At 63.2% G+C, this 23653-nt stretch carries 12 protein-coding genes; 6 read left to right on the top strand and 6 right to left on the bottom strand.

Translation table 11 applies throughout. The annotated features are described in order from the left end of the window. Nucleotides 1-110: 110 nt before the first annotated feature. From PLANPX_RS22980 to PLANPX_RS22965, 4 genes are all read right to left on the bottom strand, one after another. Nucleotides 111-1517, bottom strand: a complete 1407-nt coding sequence (locus PLANPX_RS22980; RefSeq protein WP_152100990.1) for an arylsulfatase B — start codon at nucleotides 1515-1517, stop codon at nucleotides 111-113. A gap of 108 nt (nucleotides 1518-1625) precedes the next feature. Then, a complete protein-coding gene (locus PLANPX_RS22975) occupies nucleotides 1626-3089 on the bottom strand; it encodes a sulfatase (RefSeq protein ID WP_152100989.1) in 1464 nt (487 codons plus the stop codon). Nucleotides 3090-3187: 98 nt separating this feature from the next. Continuing rightward, nucleotides 3188-4909 carry a hypothetical protein gene (locus PLANPX_RS22970; RefSeq protein WP_152100988.1) on the bottom strand — a complete coding sequence of 574 codons (1722 nt, stop codon included), beginning with the start codon at nucleotides 4907-4909 and terminating at the stop codon, nucleotides 3188-3190. Further along, on the bottom strand, nucleotides 4909-5415 hold the full coding sequence (locus PLANPX_RS22965; RefSeq protein WP_172992267.1) for a sigma-70 family RNA polymerase sigma factor: 507 nt from the start codon (nucleotides 5413-5415) through the stop codon (nucleotides 4909-4911). The genes PLANPX_RS22970 and PLANPX_RS22965 overlap by 1 nt, the downstream gene beginning before the upstream one ends. A 541-nt stretch (nucleotides 5416-5956) precedes the next feature. Between PLANPX_RS22965 and PLANPX_RS22960 the strand changes: the two genes are divergently transcribed. The 4 genes from PLANPX_RS22960 (at nucleotide 5957) to PLANPX_RS22945 (ending at nucleotide 17875) form a co-directional block, all read left to right on the top strand. Continuing rightward, a complete protein-coding gene (locus PLANPX_RS22960) occupies nucleotides 5957-6979 on the top strand; it encodes a DUF1559 domain-containing protein (RefSeq protein ID WP_172992370.1) in 1023 nt (340 codons plus the stop codon). A 132-nt stretch (nucleotides 6980-7111) separates the two neighbouring features. Next, nucleotides 7112-10270: a dockerin type I domain-containing protein gene (locus PLANPX_RS22955; RefSeq protein WP_152100985.1), complete on the top strand. Its 3159-nt coding sequence runs from the start codon at nucleotides 7112-7114 to the stop codon at nucleotides 10268-10270. Nucleotides 10271-10425: 155 nt separating this feature from the next. Then, a complete protein-coding gene (locus PLANPX_RS22950; protein WP_152100984.1) occupies nucleotides 10426-14496 on the top strand; it encodes a sulfatase-like hydrolase/transferase in 4071 nt (1356 codons plus the stop codon). A gap of 22 nt (nucleotides 14497-14518) precedes the next feature. Then, the gene (locus PLANPX_RS22945; RefSeq protein WP_172992266.1) at nucleotides 14519-17875 is read left to right on the top strand and encodes a lamin tail domain-containing protein; all 3357 of its coding nucleotides are present in this window, start codon (nucleotides 14519-14521) and stop codon (nucleotides 17873-17875) included. Here PLANPX_RS22945 and PLANPX_RS22940 read toward each other — a convergent pair. After that, nucleotides 17832-19958: an endonuclease/exonuclease/phosphatase family protein gene (locus PLANPX_RS22940; protein ID WP_152100982.1), complete on the bottom strand. Its 2127-nt coding sequence runs from the start codon at nucleotides 19956-19958 to the stop codon at nucleotides 17832-17834. The two genes, PLANPX_RS22945 and PLANPX_RS22940, sit on opposite strands and share 44 nt — an antisense overlap. Before the next feature lie 556 nt (nucleotides 19959-20514). On the opposite strand from PLANPX_RS22940, the gene PLANPX_RS22935 reads away from it, so the two are divergent. Further along, entirely contained in the window at nucleotides 20515-22338 is a 1824-nt protein-coding gene (locus PLANPX_RS22935; RefSeq protein ID WP_152100981.1) for a beta strand repeat-containing protein, read from the top strand. Nucleotides 22339-22410: 72 nt separating this feature from the next. Here the strand turns inward: PLANPX_RS22935 and PLANPX_RS22930 are convergent, their stop codons facing one another. Next, nucleotides 22411-22989: a hypothetical protein gene (locus PLANPX_RS22930; RefSeq protein WP_152100980.1), complete on the bottom strand. Its 579-nt coding sequence runs from the start codon at nucleotides 22987-22989 to the stop codon at nucleotides 22411-22413. Between the two features lie 333 nt (nucleotides 22990-23322). On the opposite strand from PLANPX_RS22930, the gene PLANPX_RS22925 reads away from it, so the two are divergent. Then, nucleotides 23323-23634, top strand: coding sequence for a hypothetical protein (locus PLANPX_RS22925; RefSeq protein ID WP_152100979.1), 312 nt, complete (start codon nucleotides 23323-23325; stop codon nucleotides 23632-23634). The last annotated feature ends 19 nt before the right edge of the window (nucleotides 23635-23653 follow it).

The raw sequence follows: 23653 nt of genomic DNA, 5'->3' as shown, positions 1-23653 counted from the left end.
GAAATTATTCCAAATGCGCATAAATGCAGGGTCCAGCAGCTTGAATGGAGGGGAATTTCGCGCTATTTCGAAATGTCGTGAAAAATTGCGAAAAAGCCAGTAAGGATTGATCATCCGCCGAAGTCGCCCCAAATTGCCGGCGCCTTGTATGACGCGGGCCTCGGCATCGCTTGCGGCGGGACAGCTTCTTTCGCGAATCGATCTAGTTGCTCGCGCAGTTCCGCGACCTTCGCGGGCTCTTCTGCCGCGAGGTTCTTTTGCTCGTAGGGGTCGTCGGTCAGATTGAAGAGTTCCGTTTCCTCTTGGCCGAGGCGCTGGGCTCGCTTGCCCTTTTTCCCTTTGCCGTTCGGCAGCGCGGTTGCAGCGCGGACGATCAACTTCCAATCCCCCGCGCGGATCGCGCTGGCCGATGCCGTGGTGTTCAACAAGATCGCCTTGTGCGGCGACCGAGCGCCGGCCGTGAGCGTTGAAGAAACATCGAGGCCATCGAGCGGCTGGTCGCTCGTCGGCTTGGCGCCGCAGAGCTTATCGAGCGTCGGCCGCCAGTCGACGGCGTGGAGCGGTTCCGTGATCGTCGAACCTGGTTTAATGTGCCCCGGCCAAGTCGCGAACGCGGCGACGCGGACGCCGCCTTCGTACAGGCCTCCCTTGCCGCCGCGGTAAGCGCCGTTGTCGGTGATGCGGCCGGGGCTGGGGCCGCCGTTGTCGCTGGAGAAAATGAAGATCGTGTTGTCGCGGACGCCCGCCTTAACGACGGCGGCGACGACTTCGCCGATCGCCGCATCAGTGGCGGTCAGCATCGCGGCGTAGTTGCGCCGCTGGCCCTTAAGTTCCGGATAGGCATCCACTCCCCCTTTCGGCGGTTGGTAAGGCGAGTGAACCGCATTGAACGGTACGTACGCGAAGAAGGGCCGCTTGCCGGCGTTCTGCGCGACGAACTCCGCCGCCTTCTCGCCGATAAGCGCGGTCGAGTAGCCTTCGTCGCGACAGGTTTTCCCATCGCTGTGCCAATCGAACCCGCCGTCGCGCTCGTGTGTGAAGTAATCGAGCGCGCCGTTGTAGTGGCCGTACTGCCGCGTGAAGCCGCGCTGCATCGGCAGATACTCTTTAGAGAAATGGCCGAGATGCCATTTACCGAAGATACCGGTCGCGTAACCGGCCGCTTTGAGGTCGTCGGCGATCGTGCGTTCGTCGAGCGGCAGTCCGTGCTTTGCCCACGGTTTTACGACGCCGACCTGCAAGCCGTGTCGCATCGGATATCGGCCAGTCAGCAGCGCTGCACGGGTCGGGCTGCAAACTGGTTGCACATAGTAGGCGTCGAGCTTCGCGCCGGCAGCGGCCAGTTCGTCGATTTGCGGCGTCTTGATTTCTTTGCCGCCCATGAACCCGCAGTCGTTGCGACCGAGATCATCGACGAGGAAGTAGACGACGTTGGGCGGCGCGTCAGCCGCTGCGGCGATTGGCGCCGTCAGCGACAGAACTACCAGCGAAGCGACGAGCAGTGACGTGCGTTTCATGGCGCCTAGCAGGGTGCAAAGCCTGACGAAGGAAAGCGAGTGTGGACTCAGGGAGTGAGCATCTTGCGGCGCTCTCGTCATCGATCGAGAGGTCGCAAGAATTAAACACTACGGAGTCGCCGCGGTTGCGGAAGAAGATGCTGAAAGAGCAGCCGCAGATACCTTTGTGCGGCCATCCCCTTCAACGTCGCGACGCCAACGCTGAACTTTCTTCGTCAGCGACGCCACGAGCTCGGGATGCTGCTGCGCCAAATTGTGCTGCTCGCACGGGTCAGCCGTGATATCAAACAGCTCGGGATTTGAGCCGTTAAATTTCACGAGCAGTTTCCACTGCCCGTCGCGGATCGCCAGATCGGGCCGACCTGGATTTCGCTTCTTTTTCGCGGACGGCGGGCGAATCCAGCAGAGGGTTCCGTTGCGCATTTGCTGCTCGCTGCCGAGTAGCGATGCGCTGAGGTCTTCACCGTCGAACGCGGTCTCTGCAGGCGGGGAAGCGTCCGCGAGCGTGAGCAGCGACGTGACGACGTCGATGGAAGAGATCACCGTCTTATTGTTTTCGCCGCCGATCGCTTCTTGATGAAGCAGTCCAGGTCCCCATACCACTAGCGGCGCCCGGATACCCCCTTCGTAAAGGATCCCCTTCGAGCCGCGCAGCTCACCGCCATGGCCGGCGCCAGGCTCAAAGCCGTTGTCGCTGGCGACGAGAATCAGCGTGTTGTTCTTCAGCTTGTCGTCGCTGCGAATGCGATCGAATAGCGGAGCGAGCTGGCGATCCATGTTTTCGAGTACGGCGAGATAGCGCTCGCGCTTGCTTGAATCGCTCGACACCTTCTCCGGCGGATGCAGCGGCGTGTGGACGTCGTCGGGCCAGACGTTGACGTAAAACGGCTTGCCGTTGGCTTCGGCCTGCTCAACGAATTCGATCGCTCGGCCGACGTACTTGCCCGTTTGCTGGCTACGGTTGATCCACTCGACCTTGCCGCGACCGAGCTTCGCACTTGCTTGGCCAAGTTGCAGCTTCCGCAATTTCTCGCCATTGTGATCATCAAGCAAGGGCAGCAGACGATCGCCGAGGCCTTCGAACTGCGTTAGCGATTCGTCGAAGCCATACTCGGTGATCAGCGGAGCATCGCCGACGTCGCGGCCGCCGCCGAGGTGCCACTTGCCGAAGTGACCGGTCGTGTAGCCCGCCGACTGCAGCGAGCGGGCGAGCGTCGGCGCCGCGGGGTCGAGCCAATTCGGGATGCCGCGGACTTCGTTCTCTTTCCGCGAAGCGATAAACGTCGTGATGCCCCACCGCGAAGGGTACTGACCTGTCGTGATCGCGACGCGCGACGGCGAGCAGATTGGGGCATTCACGTAAAACTGCGTGAACCGCACGCCTTCGCGGCAGAGCTGGTCGATGTTCGGCGTGCGCGGGTGATCGTCGGCGAAGAACGGGAAGTCGGCGTAGCCGGCGTCGTCGACGTAGACCATCACGATGTTCGGGCGCGACGGTTCCGCGGCCTGCGAGGCGGCGATTTCAGAAAGGCAGCAGACGCAGGCGAGAGCCAGGGCCGAAATGTAACGCATGAATCTCAGTGACACGACGACCCTTCAGTTGCTGCCCTATACCGCCAGTTGATCCGTCGAATCAGTTCGATGCGCGTGCCGCTCGCTTGATTGCGTCGCTAGGCTGCAGGTTGCGGTTTCAGCTCAATCTTGTACTTGTTGCTTAGATAGCCGGTGACGTCGCGGAGTGCATCGCCTTCCAAGGCGCTGTTGAAAATCATCAACTCGCCCAAGTCGCCGGCGAAGAAGAACTTCATGAATCCATGTCGGCCGATTGTTTTCCGCGACGTTACGCCGGCAGGGCGCAGTGCGGGTTTCTGGTCGATCAACTCGCCGTTAATCCACAGCGAAGCCAGGTGCTTGTCGAGGTCGTAGCGGTAGACCAATACGACCGGCACGCCAACGCCGATCGGCGGCGAGTACATTTCGGCTTCAGAAACGTCCTTGCCGTCGAGCCGCCCGGCGAACAGTTTGCCGCCGAGGCTCGTCGGCTTGAAGCCGAAGTCCAAGGGCTCGCCGATCTGCAGCACGCCTGGTTCGTAGGTGCTGCTCACCAAACGATGCGGCGGGCCGTTGTAGTTGAGAATCTGCCCGCCTCGTTTGCGTCCCGGACGCTCGGCGGCCTCGCTGAACTGGCAGACCATGACGATCGTTTGGTTGTCGGTCGTTTCGAGCGGCGTCGTGACGAGAAATTCGTTCGTGCCGTTGAAGCTGAGCGCAGGCTTACCGTTGATGCCGTTCGCGACCAACTTGGGTTGCGCGGCGCGTTGCGGCTGGAAGGCGTCCTCCGCGGTGACGTTGTCGCCGAACAGGATGTCGGACCACGCCACGACCCCGTCGCCGTCCTGCCGCCGCGCCGAAAGGTCGGCCGCCAGCCATAGCGCCAGGCCGCTGCGATCGGGCAAGAAGTCGTAGTCGGCCTTGCGAACCGACACCGGCTCGGTGCGAGCGAACAGCGCGCCGTTGGAGGCGATTTTGCTCGGTTCTGCGGCGTCGCTGTTGTACTTTAGCGCGTGGTTCGCGGTGAGACGCGTCAACTCGCCTTCGTGTCCATCGTGCTGGTCGACGCTCCGCGACAGAACTTCTCCGGAGAAGACGTGGACTTCGGAGTCGCCGCTCGCGTCGACGTTGACGCCGAACACCGTGCCGAGGTCGATCACCTCCGCATTGGGCGAGCGAATGCGGAAACCATAAGCCCGCTTCGGCGCCGTGACGGCAACGCCGCCGCTGCGGATCGTGCCGTGCATCGCGCTGTCGACGACAAAGTCGCACGGACCTTGCAGCACCGCTTCGGCGCCGCTTTCGAACGTGACGCGGACAACGCCGGAGTTCAATTTGATTTGGGTTCCCGCCTCCAACTGTTGGCCGTAATCGAGCGGGAGGGCATTGTCAGCCCATTTGCATTTATCGAGGTGCGTCAGCGTCGCGACGATCGAGGCGTCGACTTCTTCGGGCGCTGATTCGTCGATGGCGTCGAGAATCGCTTGCTCGGGCGTTGCGGTGGATTGTTCCGCCACTTGCACGCCGTCTCGAGAGGGCGTTCCCAGCGAGTAGGCCATCGCTGCAATCAACAGCGACGCCGCGAGAACAGCGAACCAACCCCACCGTGCCGTGCGAACGCCCGTAGGGGCAGGCAAGCGGTTAACGGGGTCTGTTTCCTGCAGCACTTGCTGCAGTAGTTCGCCTTGCAGCGCCTCGCGGGTCCAAGTTTGCAGCGCCATCCATTCCAGGAAGGTCGCGGCATTGTTGGCGTCGGCGGCGATCCAATCCTCCAGCGTGAGCAACTGCTCAGCGCTCAAGTCGCCGTCGAGGTAGCCGTTGAATAAATCTTTCGGGGGCATCAATGCGTCACCCTTTCCTGAGCAATCCGCCGCGTTACGCATTCCTCGAGCGTCGCTCGCACGCGGTGCAGCATAATTTTGACGGCGTTGCCCGTCATTTCGAGTTCGCCAGCGATGTCGGCGATCGAGCGTTCGCCTGTATAGCGCAAGTCGAGCACCCGCCGCCGCCGACCGACGATGCGGGCCAGGCAATGGCGGAGCGCCTCGCGCTTCAGGCTTCCCTCTTCCTGAGCTAACTTCTCGGCCGCGTCGCCCAGCGTTTGCAACGTCGCGTCCGAAAAATGCTGGCGGTCGCGGGCCTGCTCTCGGAAGTAGAGCAATGCCCGATTGCGGGCGATGCCAATCGACCACGCCAAAAACGACCGCTCAGGCTCGTACGTGTGGAACTTCGTGGCGACGGCGACCGCGACTTCCTGCAGCAGATCTTCTGCGCGGTGGAAGTCGTAGATGGTCGCCGTGAGGTACGCGAAGACCGCGGGCCGCGCCTGTTCCCAGAGCGCGGCCAAACGAGCCCGTTCCTCGTTAGCTGCATCGGATTTGCTAGTAGGTCGAGCGCCGCTCATGGATCGCCAGCAAATTCACTGGTCCGCCGGATGATTTGCCATGTCCTGTAGTCTCTTAACGGGAAGCCGCCAGGGGTTACTCCGATTCGGCGAAAAAGTGTGAAGTCTCGGTGAATGTGCGGGAATCCGGCTGCCAGTATAGCGTTTCCGGCGCCCTGTTTGCGAAGCGGCGACCCTTCCTCCCGCCGGTCGGCGCTGCCGACCCCCGCAACCTGCCGAAAAGTTCTCCCCAGCGATGATTTTTTGCGTAACCCGCCGTCTCGGCCCGTTAATTACTCTCGAAAGGGCGTGTGCGAAGCCCGAACAGCGACCTTCGGCCCCGCCGGGACAGACGGGGAGGGGGAAGGGTTCTCCCAGGTCGCTCGCAGGGGCGTCCTCTCATTCGCTAGGCCGGGCAGCAGCTTGGCGAGCAGAGAGAGCGGCGTCGGCAGTGGGGCAACACTGCGATGCGGGACTTCTCGTCGATCAGCACACGCGCGGCGGCATGCACAATTCTCCGAAGCGGGCGGCCTTCACGCTCGTCGAACTTCTCGTCGTCATTGCGATCATCGGCGTCCTCGTGGCGCTCCTCTTGCCGGCTGTGCAGGCGGCGCGTGAAGCGGCGCGGCGGTCGACGTGCCTCAACAACATTCGGCAGTACAGCCTGGCGGCGCAGAACTTCGAGTCGGCGATGGGGCATCTGCCGATTGCGGCGGGGCGGAAGGGCAAGAACGGGACCGACTTCGGTAGCACTCGCGATAAAACAGTCCCTCTGCAGTTGCTTCCGTACATGGAGCAGTCGTCGCTCTCGAGTCGGTTCAATCCGGCGTTGACGCTGGCTGACCAGATGGTGATGTTTCAGCAGCCCGACCCGGCGTTCCAATGTCCATCGGCAGAACAGCAGAAGGTGCTGTTTGCTGCCGGACTCGATGCGGGCGGCGATTACAAGACTAGCTACGGTATCAACTGGGGCAGCTTTCGTTGGAGCAATCAAACAGCGCCAACGGGCACTGGTTTTCCGGGCATGCCAAACATCGGCGGCCCTGGTCCATTTGAGCTTGATGCCAATGGCGATGGGGCGCCGATTGCCATGAAGCACATCACTGACGGGCTTTCCAACACCTACCTCTCGCTGGAAATGATTCCAGCTCCATCGGGCACCGCCGCCGCTGAACTCGATCGGCGTGCTCGCAATTGGACTCCCGCGGCGTCGACAATCCAAATCTCGACGCTACTCGTCCCTAATTCCCGGCGCTGTAGTGCCGTAAGTGCCGCCCCAGATGACACCACCGGTTGTGGCAGCGACGTCGGCGTGTGCATCGACCGCCCGGAGATGGGGCTCCCTTGCCAGCCGCTAGCAGAATCGAACTTCGCCCAATTCACGCTCGGCGCCCGCAGCAATCACCCCGGCGGCGTGCACGTTTCGATGTGCGACGCCTCTGGCAGATTCATCACCGACGGCATCGACCTGATGGCGTGGCGCTCGATGTCGAGCCGCGCGGGAGATGAAGTCGTCTCGGCGAACTAACGCCGCTCCCTTTTCACTATCTCATCTGCAGCACAACGTAATCATACTCTCTTCGCATGACGGCGGCCGCCGAGTGCGACACGCACTACCCCCGTCGCGCCGCAGGCGGCGCCAAATCCAGGCTGGAGGATCATGATGAACTACCAACGGACGAAGAAAGCGGCGGCTCTCGCGGCTGCGTGGGCCATTGTCGGCGGCTCGCAGGCATGGGGCGCCAACATCATTTGGAACAAGACGACCGGCAACTTTCAGGACGCCAACGCCTGGTCGTACACCAGCGGCAGCGCGGAAGCGCAACTCACCGATCCCTTCGCCTATCCCGGCGAAGGAGGGTTGCCTGGCGCCAACGTGCTCTACATCGGCAACAACGGCGAGGCGACGCTCAACACGACTTCGACGATCAACGGCGCCGGCTACGAGAACCTGGTGTACGGGATTCAGGTCGGCACGAACGCCGGCGCTGCGAACGTCGCAGGCCCGAACGACTATCGAGGCGCCGGCACGCTGCGCGTTACCGGCAACACGCCGCTGCTGGTCCGATACGCGACGTCGGCCACCGAGCCGTACGGGGCGTTCTACATTGGCGGCAATGCACCGACTGCCGGAACCGTCGTGTGGGACAGCACCGGCGCCCTTACGGTGGAAGGGGCGTTCCGCGTCGGCCAAGCCGGGACGGGAACGTTCACGCAAAACAACGGCACGGTGAAGGCTGGAACGAACACGGCCGCTGCGAGCGTCTTCTTCGCCGTCGGCAACAATTCGACCGGTACGTACAACCTGAATAACGGCGTCTTGAACGTCGGCGCCGCGCTCGATACCGCGCTGGGCGAAGAAGTTCGCCGCAACACTCGCATCGGCGCCGGCACCGGGACGGCCGTGTTTAACCTGGGCGATGGAACGGGCGCCGCCGCTTCTGCGAAGTTCGTCACTTGGGACGACTTTACGATCGGGCACAGCACTGCTTCCACCGGTACGTTCAACATCAAGTCGGACGGGCGGCTCGAAATCAACTTCGCCGCGCTCCACAAAGCGAACGGCGGCACGGGCGGCCCGGCGCCGTTCGTCGTCAATGCCGGGGCTTTCAATCAGCAAGGGGGCTCGCTCGACGCCGACGGCATCCTGCAAATCGGCCCCAGCCGCGCGGCGGCGTACAACATCACCGGCTCGACCGGTACGAGCAATGTGCGGGCGCTCGACGTCGGCAATTTCGGCACGCTGAACTTTACGTTCGACGCTGGCGGCGCCACGCCGATCATCGTCGAAGGCGATACTAACACCGCGGGCGATACTGCGAAGGGGCTCACTCTGGGGGCCACGTCGGTCCTGAGCCTGAACTCGTTCAACGCCTATAACTCGAACAGCACCCTCACGCTCGTCAACTCGCTCGATCCAACGGTCTTGGCGGTCGGCACGTTCGGCAACTACACGCAGGGCCAATCGGTCGGCACGAACGCCCTCGGCACGCAGTTCTACCTGAACTACTACGGCGGCGTGGACAACAACGACATCGTTCTGCAGGCCACCACGCCCGGCAGTTTGACGAGCGGCCTCGTGTGGAACACGACGGCGGCGAATTTCACCGCCGGTTTTGCCAGTGGCAACGGCAACTACGGCGTCGGCACGTTCCCCGCGAATCCCTTCAGTGGCGGGCAGGAACTCTACCTCGGCAACAACGGCGTTGCGGCGCTCAGCGGCGCTACGAGCGAATCGGTCGCGCTGCTGCATGTCGGCACCGATCAGGCCTCGGCCCGCATCGCCAATCGCGATGGTAACGGTACGGTGAACGCGACCGGTTCGGTGAGCCTGAAGTCGAGCGCCACGGGCGGCGTCGGCGACATTATCGTCGGTTCTGGCGGTCAGAGCGGCACGATCAACTGGGGGAGCACCGGCACGCTTGAAGCGGAAGCGAAGTTGTGGGTCGGCGACGGCGGCACGGGCGTCGTCACGCAAACCGCAGGCATCGTTAGCGGCGGCACGAGCACTGCGGGGACTTTCCTCGCCGTTGGGCACGGCGCTGGCGGCAACGGCACGTACAACCTGAACAATGGCCAGTTCCGGCCGACGGGCACGCTCGACAACGCGCAGATTCGCGTCACCGCGATTGGCGACGAGGGAGCGACCGGCATTTTGAACGTCGGCGACGGCACTGGAGCCGCCGGCTCCGCACTGCTGGAAGCGAACAACGATCTGTGGATCGGCCGTAACGGCGGCGTCGCGACGCTCAACGTCAAGTCGGACGGACAGATTCGCCTTGATAGCGTCACTGGCGGCGTGGGCGGCAATGCCGAACTCAACGTCGGCAACGGCAGCACCGGCACGGTGGTGCAAACCGGCGGCTCGGTTTCCACGACCGACATCGTTCGCATCGGCGTCGGCGTGGGCGGCGTCGGTTCGTACACGATCAGCGGCGGCACGTTTGAAAGCGCCACCGATGGTTCGGGCGCCTTCCAGCTAGGCCGGCAAGGCGGCACTGGCACGCTCCGCATCGAAGGGACCGGCAAGGTGACTCACGGCGCCGAGTTCTTCGTCGGCAACGAAACGAACACCGGCGGCACCGGTCGTTTGGAACTTATCGGTAGCCAGGCCGGCTTGCAGATTGGGAAACTTGAGAACGCTCCCGGCGGCGCCGCAGGCGTCAATGAGATCATCCGCTGGGCCGCTGATGCAAACGGCGTCACGCCGATGGTCGTCACCGGCGCTGGTCCGACGGCCGCCAGCGTTCAACTGCAAGATCCCACCGAAGTCACCGCGAACACCGGCGCCGGCGCCACGCTTTCGGGCGACGGCATTGCACTCGAGCTGAACCTTTCTGCCTTCACTAGCAGCGGCATCCTCAAGCTGATCGACAACCAAACCGCGGAAGCCGTCACGGGCTTCTTCGAGAACGGCACGTCGCTCGACCTCTATGAGGAAGGGGCGTCGATTCTCGGCACCGGTTACGCCGGCACGGTGAACATCAGCTACATCGGCGGCGACGGTAACGACGTCGTGCTGAACCTGGTGGGCAGCATCGTCAATAACGCCGACTTCAACAGCGACGGCAAGGTTGACGGTAAGGACTTCCTCGCTTGGCAACGCGGCTTCGGCGTGAACAGCGGCGCGACGCTCGCCCAGGGCGATGCGAACGGCGATGGTGCCGTTAACGCGGCCGACCTCACCGTTTGGAAGGGCCAGTTCGGCGTCCCGGCGCAGATCGCCGCGGCTGCCGTGCCGGAGCCCCACTCGATCGCTCTGGCATCGGCGGCATTCGGCTTGATCGCCGTTGCCCGTCGCCGGGGTGCTCGCCGCTAGTCAGCTCGGAAGCACGTTTTATTTTTGACGACGACAACGACTCCCCACGTTCGCTTGGTCGAGGCTGCTCGGGGCAGAGAGCCTGGCGAAGCGAACGTGGGGTTGTCTGCGTTTAGAGACCACTCCCTGTCACCATCGTCCATTGCGGAAATGCCTTGTTGATCACCCGGTGCGTCATACTTCTGCTGCTCTCCGTCGCGACGATCGCCATGCCGCGGGCGAACGCCGCTGCGCCGAACATCGTCATCATCAACATGGATGATTTCGGCTGGGGCGACTTCGGGACCTACGGCAGCGCCTACGCGCAAACGCCGAACGTCGACCGGCTCGCGGCAGACGGGTTGAAGTTCACCCAGTTCTATTCTGGTGCGCCGATTTGCTCGCCGTCGCGGGCGACGCTCTTCACCGGCCAGTACGCAGCTCGGTCGGGGATCAACTCGTTCATCGACAGCTCGGCGTCGAATCTCTCGCGCGACAACGCAAACAGCCTGCCGCTCACGTCGCCGTCGATGGCCCGCGCGTTCCAGGATGGCGGCTATGCGACCGGCCACTTCGGCAAGTGGCATCTCGGCGGCGGCCGCGACGTTGGCTACGAAGTCGGAACCACCGCCGGCACGAACGTCACGGCGCCGCGCATCGTCGACTACGGCTACGACGAAGCTTGGACGCAGTTCGAGGGCCTCGGCAATCGCATCATCAACGTGGAACCGTACGGCGGCACGGCGGCGGGCGTCACGACTCGGCCCAGCAACTATTTTAATGGCCTCAACCAGCAAAGTGACGCCCGCGGCACGGGTGGCGGTCTCGATGAGATCGTCTATCTCGAACGGCAGTACAATGCGACGTTTATGATCGATCGGGCGATCGACTTTCTCGATCAGTCGAAGGCGGCCGATCCGAATCAGCCGGTGTTCATGAACGTTTGGCTCGACGAGTCGCATACGCCGCACGTCCCGCCCGCAGCGCTGCAGGCCAAGTACAACGCCCTCTATCCGAGTTTGCCGGCCGAGTCGCGCGATTATCTCGCGATCCTTGAATACGCCGACGAGCAGATTGGTCGCCTGATCGATCACATCGACCAGCAAGGTCTCGACGAAGAGACGCTCATTCTCGTGATGGCCGACAACGGCGCCGTCGGGGCGAATGCGAGCAGCATCGGGTCGAACGGACCCTTCCGCGGCTCGAAGGGCTCGATGTTCGAAGGAGGCTTCCGCGAGCCGCTCATCGCCCGCTGGACCGGCAACGTCGCCGCGGGCCGCACCGACGACGACACCGTCATTTGGGGCGCTGACATGTTGCCGACGCTGCTCGGGATCGCCGGCGTCGACGCACCGGTGGGCGCTGCGTTCGATGGCGAGAACTTGAGCCAGGCCTTGCTCAGCGGCCAGTCGCAGACGCGCACGACGCCGCTCTTCTGGGACATGAACCGCGGCACGGAAGATCGCCATGTAAACCCGAATCCCGCCGGTGCGGGCGCGAACGGCCAAGAGGCGTTTGCGATTCGCTCGGGCAATTGGAAGCTGCTGCTCAACGCCGATGGCACGGCCCCCGAACTCTACAACCTCGCCAACGACGTCGGCGAGACGAACAATCTCGCCACCTCGCAGCCCGCCGTCGTGCAAGATCTCGCGAGCCAAGGTCTCGCGATTCGCTACTCGACCCCGTCGCGGAATCTGCCTGACACGGTGACGCCGATCGTGCGCCTGAAAGCGGAAGACCTTGCCGCGCTCAGCAACGGCGCCCCGGTCGGTGCGTGGAGCGATTCAGCCACCGGCGATTCATTTAACGGCACGGTGTCGCAAGCGAACGCGGCGAATCGGCCGACGCTTGCCACCGGCGCTCTGAACGGCAAGGCGGTGGTGACGTTCGACGGCGACGATGCGTTGCAATCGTCGACCTCCAACTCGTTGCCGACGCCAGGGCAGGGGATCACCGTCTTCGCTGTAACGACTAGCGACACTTCCGGCGCCACGGCGGAGCGGCTCGGCCAAATTGGCCGCAGCAACGGCGCCGCGGGGAGCGTCGCCGGCCTCGATGTCTCGAACTCGCCGACGACTACCGCCAATGGCGGCGCCGGCTTCCGTTACAACGATGGTTCGTCGCTCTACGACACGCCGCTCGCCGATTCCGGGTTTCACATCGTCGTGTGGCAAGTCGACGACGGGCAGGCCTACTCCGACGCCAAGTTGTTCGTTGACGGTACGCTGCCGGCCAACACGTTCACCGGCAACGGCAGCACGACGCTGAGCACCACCTTCAGCGGCAACGACCTCGAACTGCTGCTCGGCACAGGGCGATCAGCCAGCGGCTCGTTGCTGACGACCGACTACTTCAGCGGCCAACTCGCCGAGTTCGTCGTTTTCAACGATCAGCTTTCGGTGGGGCAGATCAACCTCGTTGCCAACTACCTGAGCAGCGAGTACGCGCTGCCGTTCGCATACGACACGACGCTCAACGTGTTCGACGTCGACGGTCTCGCGTGGACGGGTGGAACGGCGAATTTCACGGTAGCGTGGAATGCCGGCAATGGTTCAGGCGGCCCCGCGCCGAATGCGACGAGCCCCTTCAGCGACGGCGGGCAGGCGCTGTTCCTGGGCAACGGCGGTACGGCGCAGTTCAACGACTCGACCGTGATCTCGCCCACCGATCGCGTTCAATCCTTGCGCGTCGGCACCGCTCATGCTGGGTTGATCATCGACGCCGCCCAAGGCGACGGCACGCTCATCGCTTCAGGCTCGAAGAGTCTCACCATCGGCAATGGCGCCGTGCCAACCGGCAGCAGCGAGACGGGCGACGTGCTCGTCGGCGAGGCGGGGTACAACGGCGCCGTCACTTGGGGGAGCAGCGGCACGTTGAAGATCGAGGGCCGCCTGCGCATTGGGCAAGGAGGCACTGGCGTCTTCACGCAAACCGCGGGCACGGTGTCGGCGGGCGACGTGGGCGGCACGCTCAAGTTCGCTGGCGTCGGCAACGGCGCTGGTTCGCACGGAACTTACAACTTGAATAACGGCCGGCTGCAAACCGGAGGCGGATTGAGCGGCGTTGAACTCCGGCAACTGCGCATCGGCGCCGCGGGGGGCGTCGGCGTCGTCAACGTCGGCGACGGCACAGGCGCTGCTGGCACGGCGCGGTTCGAATCTCGCGACGACATCTTTGTCGGCCAAGACGGCGGCGACGGCACGCTGACCGTCAAGTCCGACGGCGCCATTGTGCTGCAAGGGAGCAACGCTGAGTTCCACGTTGCGAACGCCAACGGCGCGACTGGCCTCGTGATGCAAAGCGGCGGCAGCGTCAGCACGCAGGCGATGTTCGGGATCGCGACGGGCGCCGGTTCTTATGGCGAGTATCAACTCAGCGGCGGCACCGTTACGGCTTCAGGGCTGTTGCGCATCGCCGCCACCGGTTCCACCGGAAAGCTGCAGGTGAGCGGCACCGGGTCGCTGACGTCGTCGGGGAACATCTACGTCGGCCACGGCGACTACGCGGGCTCGCAGGGAACGCTCGAACTCGTCGGCAGCGACGCCTTCATCCAAGTCGGCCGGCTGCAAAACGCGCTCGGCGTCGATGAAACAATCCGCTGGGTCGCCGATGCCGATGGCGTGACGCCGCTCAGCATCGTCGGATCCGGCGGCGTCGAACGGGTGCAACTCCAAAGTCCGATCGAAGTCGTCGCGAACACCGGCGCCAACGGTCAGGGCAATCTCCGCGGCGACGGCATCGCGTTGTCGCTCGATCTGTCGGCGATCACCGCGAGCCGCACGCTCACGCTCATCAACAACCAAACGACGCAGAGCGCGACTGGGTTCTTCGAGAATGGTCTGACTGGCAACCTCTACGAACAGGGTGAACAGATTTTGGGGACGGGGTTCCACGGTACAGTCTCGATCAGCTACGTCGGCGGTACGGGGAACGACGTGGTGCTCAGCTTGGTCGCTTCGCCGTTCTCGCGGGCTGACTTCGATTTCGACGGCGACGTCGATGGCGCCGATTTCCTCGCTTGGCAGCGAGGCTACGGGCAAGCGACGCCCGGCGACGCCGACGGCAACGGGGTTGTCGACGGCGCTGACCTGGCGATTTGGAAAAGCGAATTCAGCGCGGCCGCGGTCGGCGCCGCGACTCCAGCAAATGCCACGGTCCCTGAACCAAGCGGCCTGTTGCTCGCTATGGTGGCCGGGTTGCTGCTGCAGCGATTCCGATCATCATATGTTGTGGAACTTGAGCGTTAGCTCACTGGCGGGAAGAGCGTTCATGATTAGCATCTATCTTAAGTTCGGCGTTCGTTACTTAGCGCTCGCGCTGTCGCTCTGCTTGCTCGCTCCCGCCAGCGGCTCGATCATTCTCAGCGAGATCATGTACGAGCCGCAGAACGGCTCCGCCAATCGCGAGTGGGTCGAGCTGTTTAACACCGGCAGTTCGTCGATCGACCTCAGCGGCTGGCAGTTTGGCAAGCCGCAGGTTAATGCGTGGACCTCGGCGTTCCCGACTGGCACGACGCTCGGCGCCGGGCAGGCGCTGGTGCTCACGCCGAGCGCGTCGACGTTCGATTCCGATTGGGGAACCGGCAAGAACCGGCTGCAAGTTTCCAGCTTCCCCGCGTTGCCGAACGATCCGAACACCAACGTCAACAACGCGACAATCGCCATCCGCAACAACCTGGGCGTCGTGCAAGACACCGTCGTCTACCGCGACGGTTCGGGTTGGCCCACCACGAGCGGCAACGACGGCAACAGCATCTACGTGCTGCCGCAGTACCTCAGCAGCACGGCGAACGACTCGGGCGCTAATTGGCGGCCCTCGTCGCAAGGCGTTTACGGCGCCTACTGGCGCGGTTCCGGCGGCGACAGCGAGAACCACGCCTCGCCTGGCTACGTCGCGACGACCGCGCAGCCGAAGTTCGCCCCCTCGCCCGACGCCGTCTGGTCGATGGTGGTAGTCCCCGACACGCAAAATTACGTCGCTCGCCCGAACGACACCTACATTTTGCAGAAGCAGATGGATTGGATCGTCGACAACAAGGAGGCGTTCAACATCCAGGTCGTGCTCCAAGAAGGCGACATCGTCAATCGCAACAGCGGCACCGCGACCAACGGCGTCACCGCCGTGCAGCAGTGGCAAGCGGCTCGCGATGCGTTCAGCACGCTCAACGGCGTCGTGCCGTACATCATGGCGACCGGCAACCATGACTACGGGTTCGTCAATTCCGAGACCCGCGACACGAAATTCAACACCTACTTCAAGGCGACCGACAACCCGCTCGTCGATCCGACCCAAGGGGGCATCCTCAAGGGAACGATGGTCCCCGGCGAGCTGCAGAACGCCTACTACGAATTCACCGCGCCTGACGGCCGCGACATGCTGATCTTCTCGCTTGAATTCTGGCCGCGCGACAACGTCGTCGACTGGGCCAAGAGCATCGCGCAGCAGCCTCAGTACGCCGACTCGACGGCCGTGCTGCTCACTCACTCGCTCATCAATTCCGGCGACGGCTACTGGGGAACCACCGACGAGTCCTACCTGATGGAAGGGGGCAACGACGGCAGCGATCTTTGGAACAAGCTGCTGAAAGTTTCCGGCAATTTCGAGATGACCTTCAACGGTCACATCGGCGGCGACCAGGTTGGTTACCGAGTCAACAAGAGCAACGCCGGCGACGATGTCCATCAGATGCTCATCAACTCGCAGTTCGAAACCAACGCCGGCAACGGCTGGATGCGTGTACTCGAGTTCCTTGCCGACGGCGAAACGGTTCGCGTGAGCACCTACTCGCCCCACTTCGACCTCTACCGCACGAATGCGGCAAACCAGTTCGAGATCACGATTTCGCCGCTGACCAACCCAGAGTATGCGCTGGTCTGGAACAACAACAGCGGCGTCGCTACCGCGATCACCGACGGTTTTGCAACAGGCAATGGCAGCGGCGGCGTGGGCGTTTCGCCCGCCAGCCCTTGGGCTAGCCCGTACAACACCGGCACGCAGGAACTCGTGCTCGGTTACAACGGCATCGCGACGTTCACCGGAAACGGGAGCCGCACGATCGGTTCGATTCGCGTCGGCACCGATCAGGCTGATGCGATCATCGCCGGTCGCAACGGCAACGGGACGTTCAACGCGAACGCAAACGTGAACCTCACGGTCGCTAGCACTGCCGATAGCAGCGGCGACTTCATCGTCGGCGAAGGGGGCTATGCCGGCGTCGTTAACTGGAACAGCAACGGCACGCTCGACGCCCAAGGTAAGTTTCGCGTGGGGCAGGGGGGCGTCGGCACGTTCAATCAGAATAGCGGCGTTGTTAGCAGCGGCGCCTCGACGGGGACGCTCAAGTATCTCGCGATCGGCGTCAACTCAGGCGGCGACGGCGAGTACAACCTCAATGGCGGCACGCTGCGGCCAGGCGGCGGGCCGACGGGGCCGGCTGATCGGCAACTCATCGTCGGCGACGTTACCGCGATCGGCGTGCTGAACATCGGCAACGGCGTCGGCGCCGCGAACTCCGCGCTCGTCGAAACCGACGACGACGTTATCCTCGGTCGCGGCGGCGGAGCGGGCGCGATCACTGTCGCCGCTGACGGCAAGCTCGCCATGGTCGGCAATGGCGCCGCGCTCGTCGTCGGCGCCGACGCCGGCAGCTTCGGCATGGTGATTCAATCGGGCGGCGCGGTGTCGATCGACGGCGAACTCCAAATCGGCGCCGACCTTGGCGCCGTTGGCAAGTACACCGTCTCCGGCGGCAGCACCGTGAGCGCCGCCGATGGCGCCGGCGCCTTGCTCATCGGTCGCTCCGGTGGTGAGGGGACGCTCCGCGTCGAAGGAGCGGGCAACTTCCGTCACCAGGCCGAAGCCTTCATTGGCAACGTCTCGAACTCCGCCGCTCGGGCACGCTTGGAAATTATCGGCAGCCAAGCGCACGTGCAGTTCGGCCAGTTGGAGAACGCCGTTGGCGGCGAAGCGGGCGTCAGCGAAGCGATCAAGTGGCAAGCCGACGCGGGCGGCGTCGCGTCGCTGGTGATCGACGGCAACGGCTTCCTCGCTGCCAATAAGGTCCAGCTGCAAGATCCGCTTGAAGTCGCCGCGAACACCGGTACGGGCGTTTCGCTCTCCGGCGACGGCATCGCACTCGAACTCGATCTCTCGGCCTTCACGATGAGCGCGACGCTCATGCTGATCGACAACCGCACCACCGAAGCGATCACCGGCTTCTTCGAACGGGGCGACTCGCTCGATCTCTACGAAGAAGGCGCCGCGATGCTCGGAACTGGTTTTAACGGCACGGTGCACATCAGCTACGTCGGCGGTACGGGCAACGACGTCGTGCTGAATCTTGTCGCCGGCTCGCTCAACAACGCCGACTTCAATGCTGACGGCATCGTCGATGGCGCCGATTTCCTGCAGTGGCAGCGGAATGCGGGCCTAGCGACTGGCGCTCAGCTTGGCCAAGGCGACGCGAACGGCGACGGAGCGGTCGACGCCGCCGACTTGGCCGTTTGGAAAGAGACGTTCGGCACGACCGCCAGCACGCGAAACGCCGGCGCCGTTCCCGAACCGACCGCTGTCTGCTTGCTACTCAGCAGCCTCGCCGCCGTCGCCGCCATCCGCCGCAAGCGGTAGCTGCGACGCATAGCGCGAACGTACTCGGTTCCGGTACGGCCGTACTGGCGATGCTGCTCGCCGCCTGACCAAACGTCTGTCTCCACAATTCCAGCCGCGCCGGGTCGCCGAAGTCGCGTTGCCACACGAGAAAGTCGGCGCCGTCGACGATGCCGTCGCCATTGAAATCTGCCGAAGCGGGCGCGGCCGTAAGTTGCAGCACGACGTCGTTCCCTGCCGAGCCGACGCCGCTCGTGCCGAGGTACGTGATTGTTACCGTGCCGTTGAAACCGGTGCCGAGGATCGCGGCGCCCTCGCCATACAGCATCCCAGTCGAGCCATTTTCGAAAAAGCCGGTGATCGTTTCGGTGGTACGGTTGTCGATCAGCATGAGCGTCGCGCTCATCGTGAAGGCCGACAGGTCGAGTTCGAGTGCGATGCCGTCGCCGGAGAGCGAACCGCCAGTGCCGACGTTTGCCGTCAATTCGGCCAGACTCTGCAATTGCACCGGCTGAGCAGTCGTTCCAGCCGGCGTCACGACAAGCGGCGTCACTCCCGCGGCGTCAGCTTGCCAAAACAGCGTTTCGCTGCGATCAGCGCCAGTTGCGTTGGCGAGTTCGCCAATCTGCATGCTCGCGCTGCTGCCGACAAGTTCCAGGCGGCCAACGCCGCCTCCTTGCGCGCCGCCTGCGAGTGTGAGTCTGTCGCTATGCGTTACGATTGCCGTGCCTTCGACTCGCAGCGTCCCCGTGGCGCCGTCGCTGCCAAGTTCAAACGCACCGTTGCCGCCTGGGGCCAACGCCAGCATTCCGCCGCTCAGGCGGTAACGAGCGCTGCCTGTGGCGCCGGCGCCTACCGTCAAACCTGCGCGGTAGGTCACCGCTCCGCGGGTCTGCACGACATCGCCGCTGCCAAACTCGCCCACCCGCAGTCGCCCCTGTGCCTCAAGCGTGCCGTTGCTGTTCCAGTTGAGCGTCCCTTGAAAGCCCCCTTCGCCGACGACCAAATCGCCGGAGGTGTTCGCACTGTTCGATAGAGTCAAGCTGACGCTGCCGCTTGCCGTTAACAGGCCGTCCCCGTTACGGCCGGCGATGAAACCGCTCGCCAAGTCGGTGCCGATGCGCAGCGAACCCACTGTGCGGCTCGCGCTGCCGTTGAACGTCGCCTTGCCGCCGTAGCCGACGATGAGCGTCGGCACGCCGCTCTCCCACGGGCTCACCGGAAATGAACCGACGCCCAGGCTGCCGTTACTCGTCGCGAAGCCGTCAGTCATCGCAACGGAGGCGCCCGAGTTGTCGTTCCAGACTAGCGTCGGCGTTGCGTCGAGGAGCTCGAGAACGCTCAACAGCGGGTGATGATCGGATGCGACGTTCGTCGTCGCGTTGACGATGAACTGGCTGCGCGTGACGACGTTCCATTGCAGCGAGGAACGCGTGAAAATGTAATCGATTTGGTTTGCGCGATTCTTCCCCGAGTTGGTGATACTCGTGACGTCGGTCCACTGGTTCGCGAGCGTGTTGAACGCGGTCGAGCCAGGATTAAAGTTCATGTCGCCCGCCAGAATCGATGGGACGGCGGAAGTCGACACGAGGTCGTTGATGTAGCCGGCCGACGCGATTCGTCCTGCGCTGCTGTCGTGCATCAAATGCGTGGCGAAGAACTTAAACTCGGTCGTCGTCGGGTTGGCGTCGACCGATAGATTGAGCTCCAGCACCGCGCGGGCTTCGACATTGTCGGGATTCGGCAGCGCTCGATTGACGGTGCCGACGACGCTAATACTCGGCTTCACGAGCACGCCGTTGCCGTAGCCGCCGCCGTCGAGATTCCGCGCCTTGCCGAAGAAGCTGGTCATCCCGGTCAACTCGCCCAGGCGAGCGACTTGATTGACGTTGTTCGTCCGCGGAACGTCGTTGTCGACCTCCTGCAGCGAGACGAGGTCGGGATTCGCGGCGGAAATGACGCTCGCGAGACGGTTCAGGTTGAGGACGCCGTCCTTCCCTTCGCCGTGGTGAATGTTGTAGGTGAGTACCCGCAACATCGCGGCGTCGGCCGAGGTCGCCGCGCCCGCGGTGAACGCGGCGAAAAGTGCCAATCGTCGAAGCATCAAACCAGTCCGCCCATCTTCATTCCGCAGTCAGGCCGCCCCGCCGTCGGGTAGCCGCGATCCACCTCGAAAGCCGCGTCCAGCCCGACCGTGCAGCCGTACTACTTAGGATTAACCGCAAGAGCTCCGCTGTTACTCAAATTCTCGTCAAAATTTGAGAATGGATGGCGTCCGGTAAGTCGTTTGGTGGCATGGGTTTATGGTTTGTCGTGGCGGGCGTTGATCTCGGGAGTTGAGGATTCGGGGAAACCTTTCTGCGTGGATTGATAAATATTCCCGTCAGGGCGCGAGACGGCGAGTCTCGGAATCGCACTCGGATCTCCCCGCGAGGCCCTGCCTTAAGGCGGCGTCACTCATTCATTTGTCCCATCGAAGCTAGGCGGCATCCCGATTTCTCTGCACGGCGCTCTGCCGGAGCGTCGCACGCCAGCCCTGCTCGAATGCCGTTCGAGCGAGGCGTTCCCGCGGGAATCGTCAGCTTCGTGGTCGACGTCGCATTTCCAGTTTGATCAGACCGTCGAAGCGTAGTCCGTCAGAGCAGCAAGGAGAGTCCGTCGTGAGAGCCAGCAACGCCCTCGTCAAGTTTTCGTTCGCCGCCGCCCTTAGCGCGTTCGTCGCGCTGCCTGCGCAGGCCGTCACCCTCTACTGGCAAGGAACGACCGGCACGCTGACCGACGCGAGTTACTCCGACGGCGTGACGACTGGCCTGGCGCCCACGTCGGCCGATGTCGCCTTCTTCGGCAACAATGGCGTCGCCAGCGTAGCGAATCCCGGCACCGTCGAATTGAGCCGTCTGCGCATCGGCCACAACGAGGCGACAGGCGGCGGCACCGGCGAAGTGACGGTGAGCAACGGCGCCGTGCTGAACCTGCTAGGCGGCGCTGCCGGAACCGACAACGCCGGCCTCACGGTCGGAAATTCCCGCAACGGCACGCTCGTCATCGATGGCGCGGGCACGAGCGTCACTTCCAACCGGCTGATTGTCATCGGCAATGCGAACAGTCAGGCAACTCGAACTGGCACCGTTCGCATTACCAATGGCGGTTCGCTCACGGCGACGGTCGGCAACATCCAACTTGGCTACGGCAGCACCAACGGTCAGCAGGGGCACCTCATCGTCGAGAACGGCACGGTGAGCGCCATGAGCGGCGGCGCTCAGCTGCTGATTGGCGATTCCACCGCCACGTCATCGTTTACGCTGAATGCGGGCACGGTCCAAATCAACGCTGCCGTTGAAGTCGCCACTTCGAACAGCAAGATTGGGAATGCGTCGAGCTTTACGATTACCGGCGGGACGTTCACCAACGGGTTGACGACCACCAACAACTTCTTCGTCGGACGCGGCGCCAGCACGGGCGCTTCGCTAAACATTTCGGGCGGGCAGATGAACGTGGCCGGAAGGCTCCTGATGGGCGCCGGCACGGCGACGGGCGTCGTCGCCAACCAATCAGGCGGGACGCTCACCATCGGCAACGACTTCCGCGTCGCCGACAACGCGACCGCTGGCGCGACGACTGACTCAACCTACAATCTGAGCGGAACCGGCATTCTCAACTCCGCCAATGGCGGCATCATCGCCCGCCAAGGATCGGGCAGATTCTTCCAAACCGGCGGGCAAGCCAACTTCAACGGCGCATTGTCAATTGGCGCCCGCGAAACGGCGGCCAATCCGGCGAACGGCTTGTACAAGATTAGCGCCGGAACGTTCAAAGCAGGCGCCAATACGGGCGGCACCGGTTTGAGCATCGCTCCGAATGGCGTCGGCGAGTTTCGCGTCGTCGGCGACGACTCGACGATCGACGTCCTCGGCAATCTGCTCGTCAACAGCACCGAAAACGGCTCCGGCACGCTCGCGTTCGAATTTGAAACGGGCGATCAGCTCTCGCAAGTCAACGTCGCCAACGCCGCGACGTTCAGCGCCGGTTCGAAGCTCGTCCTCGACGTTGCCAACGCCAGCCCGACGCAAACGTCGTACGATCTGCTCACCGCTCAGACGATCACTGACCTTGGGTTGGAGTTCACCGCCCCAGTGGGCTGGAACTTCCAGATCGTCTCCGGCGGCGCCGGCCAAATTCTGCGGGCCTTCTCGGGTTCGACGCCGACGCTGCCTGCGGACTTCAATGACGACGGCTTCGTTAACGCCGCCGACCTTGATATCTGGAAGCAAGCTTACGGCACGACGACCGCGGGCGATGCGAACGGCGACAACGTCACCGACGGCGCCGACTTCCTCGCGTGGCAGCGGCAATTCGGCACAACTCCAGTCGCGGCGGCCGCGGTCGCGGTGCCGGAACCGGCGACGCTATCGACGATTCTTGTCGCGAGCCTGATCGTCGCCGGTTCGCGTCGGTCGACTGCTGCGAAGCGTCGCCTGGCCTAGTTTGAAGACGGCGGGCCTCGCAACGGCGCAGAAAGGCTTTGCACCTAAACTCGGAAGCTGCACCTAAGGCCGCTATTTGGAGGGCGTCTGCGCCGGAGGGTCTGAGTAAATTAGCTCGTCTTGGAAGCCAAGCGTGTCCGGACTTTCGCCCACGAGTACCGCAAGGAAGTCGGTCCAATACGCATACTTCCTAACTTCGTCTTTCGATTTGCCGTTACGCGACAAATCGAAGGCGGCTTGACGGCGGCCCCTGTCAGTTTGAGGCATATAATCGTGTGGCGCCGGTGGAAGACGATACAGGCGAATCGACGTAATCTCACACGAATCCAAAGTTCCATCTGCAGATGGGTTCAGGCCCGCGACGAGAAGGTAGGTGGCATTGGGCCACTGAAATCGAATCCAGCCGTACAACTCTCCTTGAGGGCCGCGCGCTGCGCTTAGCAGTGCAACATGATTCTGCCCACACACTGTGATGGCATCTTCAAAGGTTTGACCGCACTTTAGCTGCTTGACCGAATGCTCGAGCTTCGCCTCTTGCCAGAGGAACCGTCCGGTCCAATAGAACCAAGCCAGTACCGCCACCGCAGTGAACACGACGAGCAAGCTCTTGAGGCTAAAGCGAATTCGCCAGCTCTTCTTTGGGGCGTCCATAAAGCCGCCTGAAGGAAACTCTAACCAAACGCTCAACGGCCGTCGCGACCAGTACAGCGGCGTCGTCGAGATCTGAAGGCGGCATTCTACCTCGATTCCGGGGGCTGCGCACTCAGGCGGCATCGACCCGAGGTTCGACTGCACCTTCAATCAAACGCCTGCCCCCAAATTGACCGCCATTCAGACATTTAGGCGCTAAGCCGCGCAGAAACCCCGCCGAAAGTCCGAACATGAAGCGGAACTTAATCGCGGCTCACAAGAGGTTCAGTTGGCAATCGTAGGATTGAGTGAGCGTTGAATTGGCAACGCTCGTTCGAACCTAAGGAGATTGCCATGTCTGCCGACAAATCACGCCTGTTCTCGCTCTATCGAGGTTCAGATGCGATCGTCAGCTTGGCGTTGGCCACGCTGATCGCCGGCATCGTCGTCGCTGCATGCCGCTGGACGACGCACGTCATGTCGTTCGACCAAGCGGAACTAGACGGCATCGCGTTCCTGGCAGGGATCTACTGGATCCTGTCGGTCGTCGGTTACTTCGTACCACGGGCCGCGAAGCCGTCGCGGTTGCGGATCGAATCGGCTCGATACGCCCAGCCGAAGCGAGCGGCTGCTCGCTCGGTGCGCGCGGCGATGGTCGAAGCGTAACCGCACCATCTGGCGGCAT

Source organism: Lacipirellula parvula (assembly GCF_009177095.1).
Classification (GTDB): domain Bacteria; phylum Planctomycetota; class Planctomycetia; order Pirellulales; family Lacipirellulaceae; genus Lacipirellula; species Lacipirellula parvula.
This window is presented reverse-complemented; position numbering and strand designations above follow the sequence as displayed.